A 10,384-nucleotide genomic window follows, 5' to 3' on the forward strand; every position below is an offset into this window, starting at 1 on the left:
ACATCGGAGACGACGATCGCGAGCGTCTGGAAAATGACAATCGCAGCCTTGACCGCCGCGCCAAGAACGGTCGTGATGACTTCTACCGCTGTCTCGTTCTTGAAGATCGCCTCAAAGGCTTCTTGCACCTGAACGAGCACAGGGATCAACTGCGCAGATTGGACCTGGGCAAACTGCTCAAACTCAGCCTTGAGCTTCGCTTGGGCGTCGGCGTAAGCGTCGGCCTGGTCGATCTGCTGCTGAGTCAGAACAGTTGTCCGGCCGCCCTGCTCCTCAAGCGCCTTGAAGACCTTGAGCTGCTCTGCTCCAGTCTTGCCGAACAGCGCCATCGCGACAGCACTCTTTTCCGAGCCGTCCTCAAACTTGGCAAACGCCTTCGTCAGGGCGTCGATTCGCTCGACTGGATCGAGCGCTTTGAACTCTTCGATCGACAGACCAAGGGCAACCAGAGCAGCGCCGGCCGCCTTGGACTCATCGTCAACGCCAGTCAGGCTCTTGGTTAGCTTGAGGCTGGCGTTCGCGATCTCGTCGACGGAAGTCCCGGCAACAGCGGCAGCGACCGATAGGGACGCCAGGCTTTCGGCACTAGCCCCGGTGGTTTCTTCAAGATCCTTGAAGTTTGCGACATTGCCGATCTGCTGGTTCAGAACAGCAAACGCAGCGACGCCGGCAGCGCCGATCGAAGCAAGCGCGGCGGTGGCGATGTTGGCGGCGCCGTCGAACGCCCTCTCGATAGCCTGGGCACGCTTCTTGGCCTCGCGCTCAGCTTTATCTAGGCCGGCTGTGTAGCCACCAATGCGGGCAACCAAATCCAAGGTAAGGGTGCCGAGGCTGCGCGCTGCCATTACTTGACCCCCCGAACGCCGAGCAGCTTCGCGACATCAGAGATGTCGGCCTCTACCACGTCCTTGTGCATCATGAAGTCCTCAAACTCAGCCTTGCCGCCGAGCGCTCGATTGATCTGCGTCGCAAGCAAGGCGAAACCGCTCTCCAGTCGCATGCCCCAGTTCAACGAGCCACGTCGGCGGATGTACTCAGCCCATGCCATGGCTTCTTGGTAGGACATGCGGTCCTTGGCCTCTTCAACCGTCCTGCCGCCGACTCCGTGCAGCACAAGCTCGTGCCACAGCTCATCGGCGGCCGTCAGTTTTTTGGCTTGGCCCCGTTGACCTCGTTGACCGCCTGCGCAAACACAGCAGCCAGCCCCGGGTCAAGTTGGTAGGCGTCCTCGTAGCTGATCCGCTCCTTGCCGTTCTCACCAAGGAAGATGCATTCGGAGATGAACTTGGCGGACTTGCTTTGATCGCTGTCGCCGGAGAAGAGCTTCTCCATGGCACCGAAGCTCTGGCGCTTCACGTAGATCGTGAAGGCCAGTTCCTCGTCACCCCGCTTCCAAGTCACATCCTTGGCGACCAGCTCAGACGGGACGAACCCACCCTTGGCCTTCAGCTCGGCGAGCTTCATGCCTTCGGCACCAGGACCGGGAAGCCACTGAGCTGGATCGAGACAGTCGAGGACACCACCGTGTTCAGCGCGAAGTCGAACGGCAGGTCGGAGATGTAGCCGTTGAACACGATGAACGATCGAGTCGCGGGCGTGTTGAAGGTCGCGTTGGTGTCGACCGTCGGGCTAGCCGTACCGTCGGACCATCCAAGCGCCCATTCGAACTTCGTGCCGGCGACGTACAGCTCATGGAGCCGGACGTGCGAAGCGTCGGAGGGATCGAAGTTGATGCCGAAGGTGGCCGCCCCGGGAGTGGCGAGGCCGCTTTCGTAGGTCCGCGCGTCGTCACTGAGACAGGTTGTCTCGATCTGGTCACGCGCAGCCGTCAGGCCGCTGATGGTGGTAACGCAACCGACTTCGGTGACGAGATCGGTCGCTGGGTCGATGAAGAACAGTTCACTGCCCTGGGTCTTAACGGCCATGATGTTTCCCTTCAGAAACGAAAAAGCCGCCCTGTAGGCGGCTTGGTTGCGAAAGCTCCCGGCTTATCGACGGGCAATAAAAAAGCCCGCACGCGGCGGGCCTTGATTGAGCAATGGGTCTCTTAGATCAGATAAATGCGCTTAGCGTTCTTCCTCAAGTTGTCTGCGGCCCATAACGGCCTGAGGTTAGGAAGGCCCCATGCAGTTTTCAACTTAGGGTCGTGTTCGCCTTCAATCTGAAACGCAGACAGCGGAACAATGTGATCAATGTGCCATTCGCCGAAATTCCTCCAGCTCATGCCGGGCAAGAATTGCCGCTCAATATGAGATATCAAGTCATGCACAGAATAACCGAAGACTTCGTTGGTTCTGGCATCGTCCTTTCGAACAATGCACCTTCTCAATACAGTCCTCATCCATGCCTTGAGCCTGAACTCCGGATTGTCTTTGTTGCGTCGCCAGTGAGAAGAGCTATAGGCTGCAGCCTTCTCAGGATTACGAAGATGAAACTGCTTGGCAACGCTCCTTCGCAGCTCACGATTCTCTTCGGACCATCTCTTGGCTCTTGCGTTAACGCATACCTTGCAGCGATAACCTAAGCCGCCCTTGGCCTTTGAGTCCTTGTAAAAACTATCACAAGGTTTGTACTCAAGGCAAGTATTGCAGCGAAGCGCTCCGTCAGCAATCTCTCTGTACGTGTACGGCATGTTCCTATCTTGCCGTAATCCAATCAGATTGGAAAGAGAAGCGATGTGACATCGTGTCGGGGTCTACGGACTCCCCGAGCCAGGATGTGATGTGGCAGTGCGGCTCGATCGCGTCACGGATCGCCTGAGCCACATTGCGAGCGGTGTTTGCGCCCGAGGAGTCGGGCGATGCGTACACATCGATCTGGATCGAGAACGTGTCGATGTCGGGCGTGCTGCCCAAGTAGTTCTCGGGGGCTCCAAAGACTCGTTGCCAGACCGCATAGGGCTTCTGGACGTTCTGCGGAGCGAGACCGAACTGATAGAAGCGGACGGGGTTGGAGCCGAGCAATGCCTTGACCGCCGTCGATGCGGCGACGGCAGGGAAGACAGGCGGATACATCAACGACCCTTCTTGATGGCGCGATCGATCGCCTTGCCGTACTGGCGGATGAACTCGTCTGTCGCGGCTTGAGCGGATTGCTCGCCAGCAGGACGCATGAACGGACGAGCAGCCATGTTCTCGGTGCCGAACTCCAGCAGCCGCCAGTGCGGCGTTGGGGACTTCGCGCCCTCATCTGGGTTGCCCTTGACGGTGACCTTGGCCCCGCCCTGAACACCAACGCGGAAAGCAAGGTCACCAGTTCTCTTGAAGAGGCGGTTGTTCCACTTCTCGGTGATGTTGTCGGCGATCTTCCGGCCCGTCTCGGCGTCATCCAAAGCAGCCGCGGCTTCCCGGGCTCTGTTCCTGATGACCTGGGCAGCCTTCCTCAAAGCGAAGCGGCCAGCCTTGTAGCGGGTTTCGTACTTCAGCGCATCGAGCTTGGCAACGAGAGCGTCAACGCCGTTGAGTTTCACGTCAGCCATTCATTTCCTCCATCTCGCGAAACCAGTCTTTCGAGCGGCGCGCGTTCTGGTAGTGCTTGAAGCGAGGTATTCCTGCGGTCCAGTGAAGCACCTTCGCGCTCGTGTCGTCTTGGCCCTCGTCGATCAGGACGTTCCAAGAAGGATCTAGTTCGCCGATCTCGTGATCCTTCAGGTTTGACAGCGTGAGCCAGTGAATCGGAGTAGCGGCCTTGACGACTTCGGGAACGACTCCCATCCACGCCGGGTGGTCGCAGTTCATCAGCATCACGCTCGTCCAGTTCTTCCGGCGGTAGTTGGTCTGGTCGCACTCCATCTGCGTGCCGATGTACTTGCGTTCGTGCTGGCTTTGATAGTCAGGGTGCTTGACGACTTGGACCGCGCAGGCCGGATCGAAGCAGTCAGCAAGTTCCTTCACGTCGGCCAGCATCAGCATGTCCGATGCGTCCATGAAGATCGCTCGACCCGTGAAACCAGAGAGGTACGGGACGAGGAAGCGAGACAGAGTGAAGGCGTTGGAGCCACCCAAACCTGAGACCGGGATGAACTCCACGGGGATCGATGCGCGCTTGATGACCGAGTGGACGAACGTGTGAAATCCGATGGACTCTCGACGGTCGTAACCACAGAACAGTTTCATTTCCAGACGACCGCGAGCTTGGACATGCCGCCGTGCTTGCAGCGATCTCCGATCGGGAGGATCTGAACCTTCATCGTCTTGGCGAGTTCGTCGACAAGCTGATTGGCGCCGTACTTCGTCAGATCGGGGATGCCCTTATCTTCCACGTAGTAGTCATCGAACACGACGCACTTCGCTTCCTTGACGGCTTCGTAGTCGCTGCGGATCGCATCCACCCGGTGGTCACCATCGATGAATGCGAAGTCGCACGGTAGTTTGGTTCCTGCTAGCGTCTTCGTGGTGTCGCCGACGATCAAGTCAAAGGTGAAGCGGCTCTTGATGCTTGAGAGTCTTGCCCTCGCCTGGCTCTCGCTCGGCGGACCTTTCCCGTTCAATGCGTCCTGTTGAAACTGCTCATCACCCAGACCGAAGATGTCGCAGCCAATGTAGTGAACTGAGGCTTGATACCTGAGCGCTTCCTTGCAGAGCTTGTAGGCGCGAAGAGCTTTGTGCACCCCGATCTCTACTATGATCTTCGGCTTGACCTTGGAGACAAGATCAATCATCTGCTCGTATCGTTTTGCCACTCAGCGACTCCAGTAGGCTTCAGCCCGTTTGATCTTCATGTCCGAAGGAAGTGACTTACCTCGGTCCTTCCTCTTGCCCTTCAGGTGATCTAGCTTTTCACCCAAGGGGCCGTTGACAAGCGGGTGGCCCGTCCTCTCGGCATCACCAGATAGGGATACACACTTCAGGCCCGCGGTCTTCCTGACTTCCTCGATCGCCCATGAGTCGTGCCACTCGGCCAGATCGAAGAGCTTGTCCGTCTTGTAGAGATCAACGATCTCTGCGTTGAACCGATCGCAGGCACCTTTACGGAACATCATGAATCCGCACTCCGGGTACTTGCCTTCCCGCTTCAGGTAGGCAAAGTCCGCATCGCCGATCAGAGATCTGAGCCACTCTTTTGTCACGGGCGCGTGAGTCACACAGTCGGCGTCCATCCATATCAGGATGTCATCGGCAAGCTCGTAGGCCAACTCGATCGCGGCCACTTTGTGAGCGAACCGCACAGCATCAAAGCGATAGTTGTCTGTCGGCCTGTGTGCGTGGCGAGCCTTGAAGTCAGAGAGCCATGACGACTCATCCTCTAGTAGCTCATCGGTGTAGGCGGCCAGCGGCGTATCCCAAAACTGTTCGAACGTCTCAACGCACCGCTTCGCGTACACATCCCAATGCCGCTGGGCGTAGGTCGTGACTACAAGCACATCTGTTCCTTCAGGTAGGCCCAGCACTCGCCGGACTCCATTTCTTTGTGCGTCCACTGAAGCCACGCAACGTCAGCAAGAAACTGTTCCCTGCCTTCAAGTCTTGGAGGGTTTTTGATCTCGCCCAACTTGATGCTGAATGCCGCTGCGGCCCCCGTCTCGCAGTACACCGGAACACCAGCCACGAGAGCATCAATGGCTGTATTCGAGTGGTGCGTAACGATGACCTTGGCCGTACTCAATGTGTCTTCGATCGGGCCGCAGTCAAACCGCGTTCCTGAGATCGGTCTGGCCTCTAGATCTCGCGGCTTCGGTCGGTATGCGACCTTGTGACCGCTGAGCCGGCGGGCCATCTCGGTTTCCCACTGCATGTAATCGAAGCCGTGATCCCTGCAGGCTTTCCGACTAGACCCGGCGATAACGATCTCGTCACCGTCTTTCCAAGGCTGGATCTTGATGCCTAGGTTTTGAAGCGGAGGAACTTGTGTCCTTGCTTGACGTAGCTGTCCGGGCTCCACCCGCCCACTGTGAACCGGTAGTACTCGCCTCGATTCCAATAGCCCATGTCCGCGTATGCGAACTTCGGGAACCTGGCGAGTACATCCCTGCACTTCCACCCCCACACGATCCCGACATCGCCGTTGGGGGCCGTCCTTCTGACATCAGCGATGACCGCTGAGTCTCCGTGGCGCCTGATCCCTTCGTACATCGAATCAGCGATTCGCCTGTATCTTTGGAGGCGAGGATTCGTCAGGCAGACGACCTTAGTAGCCAATCGAATGCCTCTCCGCTTCTGATTTCATCCAAGCTCCACTGAGCCCAGGCTAGTTGCCTGAGCATGTCCAGCCGGCCTTGGTCTGTGTTGTCCTGTTCGCCGATCCAGTTAGGCATATGAGACTCGACGGGGATGCCCCACATCAAAGCCTTGACCGCCGCACCACTACCCCAGGTGATGACCCGGCCGCAGTCCTTCAGGTCTTGCTTGAGATCGACCGACTGATGCCGTCCTGGGTGCTGCCTGATCCGGCCGTGGAAGTGATTCCCCCAGCCTCTTGGCATCGCGATACCCGGAGGTCCGATTCCCCTTTGAGGCAGGATCACCGTTTCGCCGAAGGTTCTCCACGGGTCAAGCTCCACGCCGAGCCTATCCCATCTTTCAGAATCGCCGTGCCTGCACTTGACGTTGTGAAAGCCTTCTTGAATCTGATACCACCGACCGCCTTGGAAGTCGTTGCCCCACGTCGCGTTCTCGGCAACCAAGATGCGGTCGGCCTTGACGCTGTTAGCAGTCCCTATCCTGTTCCACGTCACGAACAGCTCGCACCGACTCGGCGTCCCTCGCTCGACTTCGTAGCCGATCCGCCTCAGACCTTCGATGAAAGCCTGTTGCCTCTCAGGAACCGTGTACCGGAGATTCAGCCAAGCAATCTTCAAGCGCGGCCCTCGGATACACGTCCAATGCTGAATCTGGCGTGCAGTTAATGATCTGCACGCCTCTCGGCTGGTAGTTCTTGAACTGCCGCTTGAAGGCTTCCATGCGTTCAGGCTTGGTCGACTTCAGCGGCTTCGGGTGCTTCCCGAAAAAGTGATTCCCAGGGTCTTTCAGATCGAAGCCGCAGAGCAGCACTCGCCTCGCTCCAAGCTTCACGGCCACCATGATCCCTAACAGCCCTGAGTTCGTACCGGTGTCAACGTGCAGACGCTCGACCCCGTGGATCGCCCTGAAGTCAGGCATTGCACCGAACTTCAAACCGCTGAACGCCAGCGCCTCGGGATGCTGTTTCCACCAAGCAGAGTCTGTGCTTGCGAGAGCATCGGCCCAAGGAGCCAGTCTGTAGGCGTCCGAGACTGCGACGACGTTGTGCCCTCTGACAGAATCGGCGATCGACTGGTTCAGACTGGGACCGGTAGCCAGAACAACCCACACCACTAAACCTCTCCGGCTGTCAGTTGGCTCATAGCTGCACGATCTGGCCGTTTGAGATCGTCCCGTTATTGGCAGAGTTCACTTGCGCCGGCAGCGTCACACCAGTCGCCGAGGCGGAGTCCCACAGCTCTGCGAGGTTCGACGTGATGTCGGTTGCCGCAGAACCCAGGGCAGCGATCTCGAATCGAGTCACGCAATCCGACAAGCTCAGCGCGGCGGAGTAGACCCGAGCGGAGATGAATGCCATGCGCCCAGGGTCTGCCCACGCACCAGAGTTTCGCCATGCCCCGATGCCGGTCCGATGGCCTGACTGAGAGGTCATCGAGATCGCGATATTACGCTGCTTGACCAGCTTGCCGTTGACGTACAGGCGCCAGATGCTCGTGCCGTCAAAAGTGCTGATGACGTGCTGGGCCTTGGCGTACTTCCCAAGGACTCCGGTTCGCCATGCGGCATTCGCTAGCGGCGGATCGGAGTCGATCCTTGGTAGCGGAAGAACCATGTACTGAGGACCAGGCCAGCGCAGGGTGAAGTCGTCCTCATGCTTGAGAAACGTCCCCCACGAATATGCATTGTTGGTCGCCGCCGGCCCTGCGCCCCGGCCGATCAGTTGCATGTAAGGCGTGTCGCTTGCCGTAGCCGAGTAGTACGGAATACCGAACCACTCCACCGTCATGGCGCCCGAGATGTTGAGCGTGTCGTCAGACGTCCCGCAGTCGATCACGCTAGCGACATCCCGGCCCGGCAGATAGATCGCCTTCTTGCCCGAGGTGATGACAGCCGGTGCTGAGTAAGGAGTCCCACCGGAGCCACCGAACACCAAGGCTCGATACGTGATCGTGTTCAGGTTGCCGAATGTCGTTCCGAGCGTGATGGCGCTCGACGACAGCACGGGATCGCCAGCAACGGCAGCAGTTGCCCCCACTGGATAGGTCGCGTCCAGCGTGCAGATTCGAGCTTGGTTCCCGTTGGTCGCGTCGCTGCGATAGATGATCGCGAACTTTGCGTCAGTGACGGCGATAGTTCTGCCGCCAGAACCGTTCCCGGTCCAAGAGACGTTCGTGACGTTCGCCCCGTCAGTCAGGAAGAACAAGCCATCGATACCCTCCCCGAGACCGTTTGCAGAGTCGTACTGGTTAGCGTAGGTCTGACTGGACAGGGTGGCAGAACCAACCCCGAGCGTCGTCACCGGGTCCGTCGGCTTGGCTGTTGCATCCAAGAGGACAGAATCCAGAGCAGTCGCCCGGATCAAGCCGCTCAGCGTCGAATCTCGTTTGATGAGCGCGGCGATCGCAGACAAACCGCTTTGCAGGGTGATGACGTTGCCGTTAGCACCGTTGCCCATCCACGAGACGGCCTCGACATCGGTGCTCGTGTCCTTGCCGATGGCGCACCAGATGAAAGCTACACCGCTCGCAGAAACCTTCGTGTCGGTGCCGAGGTAGACATCAGATCCGTGAAACCTGATGCCGTTATTGAAACTGTCCTGGTTCGCAATCCCAACCGATCGACCGCACCACTGGCCCTCGATGTGCATGGCCGACTGAACCGCGTGGTTGCCCTTGATGAAGAAGGCGATGGGCTCGAACGGCAGGCTCAGGATGCGGCGGTTTCCGTCCGCGGTGAATGTTCCGGTCTGGATCAGCACGTCATTCCCCGATCTGGAAGTCGAAGGTGGCCGTGCCGCTGAAGCTGGCGTAGAAGCCGTCTATGCAGCGAAGAGGAGATGGCGAGAGCGTCGCCGACTGACCCGCTGAAAGCGTCCCCGTGTAGAGGACCGAGCCACTTGCCGTCCAAGGGTTGTCGTAGATCGTCAAGGTAATGTTGGAGCCTGCGATGCAGTTGATGCCGTCAAGCCGCCCTGGCGAGCCCTTGACGATCTGGGAAGCGGTGATTCGCAGCGCCGACCAAGCCGCTTGTATCCCTCCACCGCCAGCAGCAATCGCGCCTAGAAGCGCTGGCCTCATACCTGGCGGCCCATTGCCGTCTGGAATGCTTGCATAGCTGTGTAGTAGTCCGCGGCCTGCGTTTGATCCATGCCAGTGTCTATTCCGTATCCAGCCAACCGACTCCCGTTTTCCAGGAAACTCGCTGCCGTGCCTGCTGCGTTCTGCGCGAGCACGTAAAGCGCCGCGGCAGGGGTCGATGGTGTCTTGCTGGCTGTGCTTGTTCCGACGGAAACACCGGCCTTGAAGAGCCTCGCCGCGGTGGATGCTGTCCTGACACCGTGCCACAGCGTCGCGGTCAGGCCGCCCGTCGTTTGTGGGCAGTCACCCGGGCTCACGATGTTTTCGCCCCATAGGGAGATGACGCCCCCGGAGGTGGCGCCGGTGTCGCTCAGGTTCCCGCCGATGCGGTATATCTGGGTGGACCCGGCGTTACGCGATCCGATAGGAACGCGGGCCGTTGTGTTGCTCGTCTGCGTGGTCCTGAGATAGACAGAGAGCCCGCCTGTCGCCTCGGTTGGCGTGTAGCCTGTATTGATGCACTTGGTGCTCCCGTCGGTCTGCCAGCCCAGCGATTCGGAGTAGTCCCCCGACACCAGATTGATGTTCGTGTCGGTCGTTCCGCCGGAGGTGTTGACCAATGGAACGAAGGACGCATTGAAGTCGCCAACACACAGATTCAACCTGCGGAACAGCGTCCAGATGCTCGCGGCCTTACAAGCAAGAACGAACGTGTTGACTGCCGCCTGAGTGCCAGCAGAGACCGTGCCCGAGGCGGATGCAACGCGGGTCAGCCACGACTGAACATCGGTGTCTAGAGCGGCGCTACCGCCACCAGCAATCGCCCCCAGTATGGCCGGACGCATTTAGCTACCCGTCACGGCGTAGGTGTCTGCGCCAAGGTAGACCACGGCGAACAGAATGTTGCTTGCCTGCGCGCGAGTCAGCGTGCTAGTGCCACCGTTCAGAGTGACAGGGGCGGTTCTGGCGATCGAGGCGTTTCCTGATGCAGGAGGGCGAACCGCGACGCTGAAGCCCTCGGGGAGCCCGGGAACCATGGTGTACGTGTACGCAGCGGAGAAAACCAGCGTCTTGCCGTTGTCAGTCGCCAGCGCATCACGAGAAGCGCCGATGGTGACAACCTGACCG

At 59.0% G+C, this 10,384-nt stretch carries 17 protein-coding genes; all 17 read right to left on the reverse strand.

The window, feature by feature from the left end; genetic code table 11:
• On the reverse strand, positions 1 to 845 hold an 845-nt coding region (locus Y694_RS16560; protein WP_036234475.1), incomplete at its 3' end, for a hypothetical protein.
• Positions 845 to 1,066 carry a hypothetical protein gene (locus Y694_RS16565; RefSeq protein ID WP_051495846.1) on the reverse strand — a complete coding sequence of 74 codons (222 nt, stop codon included), beginning with the start codon at positions 1,064 to 1,066 and terminating at the stop codon, positions 845 to 847. The genes Y694_RS16560 and Y694_RS16565, both read right to left, overlap by 1 nt.
• Before the next feature lie 77 nt (positions 1,067 to 1,143).
• The gene (locus tag Y694_RS16570) at positions 1,144 to 1,464 is read right to left on the reverse strand and encodes a phage tail assembly chaperone family protein, TAC (protein ID WP_036234483.1); all 321 of its coding nucleotides are present in this window, start codon (positions 1,462 to 1,464) and stop codon (positions 1,144 to 1,146) included.
• A complete protein-coding gene (locus Y694_RS16575; RefSeq protein ID WP_036234485.1) occupies positions 1,461 to 1,925 on the reverse strand; it encodes a phage tail tube protein in 465 nt (154 codons plus the stop codon). The genes Y694_RS16570 and Y694_RS16575 overlap by 4 nt, the downstream gene beginning before the upstream one ends.
• 122 nt (positions 1,926 to 2,047) lie before the next feature.
• Complete coding sequence (locus Y694_RS26090) at positions 2,048 to 2,632, reverse strand: hypothetical protein (protein ID WP_152543599.1); 585 nt, start codon at positions 2,630 to 2,632, stop codon at positions 2,048 to 2,050.
• Between the two features lie 4 nt (positions 2,633 to 2,636).
• Positions 2,637 to 3,014 (reverse strand): DUF3168 domain-containing protein, encoded by a 378-nt coding sequence (locus Y694_RS16585; protein ID WP_036234488.1) that lies wholly within the window; start codon positions 3,012 to 3,014, stop codon positions 2,637 to 2,639.
• Positions 3,014 to 3,478: an HK97-gp10 family putative phage morphogenesis protein gene (locus Y694_RS16590; protein ID WP_036234490.1), complete on the reverse strand. Its 465-nt coding sequence runs from the start codon at positions 3,476 to 3,478 to the stop codon at positions 3,014 to 3,016. The genes Y694_RS16585 and Y694_RS16590 overlap by 1 nt, the downstream gene beginning before the upstream one ends.
• On the reverse strand, positions 3,471 to 4,115 hold the full coding sequence (locus tag Y694_RS16595; protein ID WP_036234493.1) for a hypothetical protein: 645 nt from the start codon (positions 4,113 to 4,115) through the stop codon (positions 3,471 to 3,473). The genes Y694_RS16590 and Y694_RS16595 overlap by 8 nt, the downstream gene beginning before the upstream one ends.
• The gene (locus Y694_RS16600) at positions 4,112 to 4,681 is read right to left on the reverse strand and encodes a class I SAM-dependent methyltransferase (protein WP_152543584.1); all 570 of its coding nucleotides are present in this window, start codon (positions 4,679 to 4,681) and stop codon (positions 4,112 to 4,114) included. The genes Y694_RS16595 and Y694_RS16600 overlap by 4 nt, the downstream gene beginning before the upstream one ends.
• Positions 4,682 to 5,389 (reverse strand): hypothetical protein, encoded by a 708-nt coding sequence (locus Y694_RS16605; protein WP_197028805.1) that lies wholly within the window; start codon positions 5,387 to 5,389, stop codon positions 4,682 to 4,684.
• A complete protein-coding gene (locus tag Y694_RS16610; protein WP_036234501.1) occupies positions 5,353 to 5,733 on the reverse strand; it encodes a hypothetical protein in 381 nt (126 codons plus the stop codon). The genes Y694_RS16605 and Y694_RS16610 overlap by 37 nt, the downstream gene beginning before the upstream one ends.
• A 379-nt stretch (positions 5,734 to 6,112) precedes the next feature.
• Complete coding sequence (locus Y694_RS16620; protein WP_036234507.1) at positions 6,113 to 6,796, reverse strand: hypothetical protein; 684 nt, start codon at positions 6,794 to 6,796, stop codon at positions 6,113 to 6,115.
• Entirely contained in the window at positions 6,756 to 7,292 is a 537-nt protein-coding gene (locus Y694_RS24415; RefSeq protein WP_155935846.1) for a hypothetical protein, read from the reverse strand. The genes Y694_RS16620 and Y694_RS24415 overlap by 41 nt, the downstream gene beginning before the upstream one ends.
• A gap of 25 nt (positions 7,293 to 7,317) precedes the next feature.
• Positions 7,318 to 8,937, reverse strand: a complete 1,620-nt coding sequence (locus tag Y694_RS16625; protein WP_036234510.1) for a hypothetical protein — start codon at positions 8,935 to 8,937, stop codon at positions 7,318 to 7,320.
• Between the two features lies 1 nt (position 8,938).
• Positions 8,939 to 9,106 (reverse strand): hypothetical protein, encoded by a 168-nt coding sequence (locus tag Y694_RS24420; RefSeq protein WP_155935847.1) that lies wholly within the window; start codon positions 9,104 to 9,106, stop codon positions 8,939 to 8,941.
• Positions 9,107 to 9,252: 146 nt separating this feature from the next.
• Positions 9,253 to 10,101, reverse strand: coding sequence for a hypothetical protein (locus Y694_RS16630; RefSeq protein WP_036250606.1), 849 nt, complete (start codon positions 10,099 to 10,101; stop codon positions 9,253 to 9,255).
• Positions 10,102 to 10,384: hypothetical protein (locus tag Y694_RS24940; RefSeq protein ID WP_197028806.1), on the reverse strand; the 283-nt coding region annotated here is incomplete at its 5' end.

Source organism: Methylibium sp. T29-B (genome assembly GCF_000576225.1).
In the GTDB taxonomy this organism is placed as follows: Bacteria; Pseudomonadota; Gammaproteobacteria; order Burkholderiales; family Burkholderiaceae_C; genus Methylibium; species Methylibium petroleiphilum.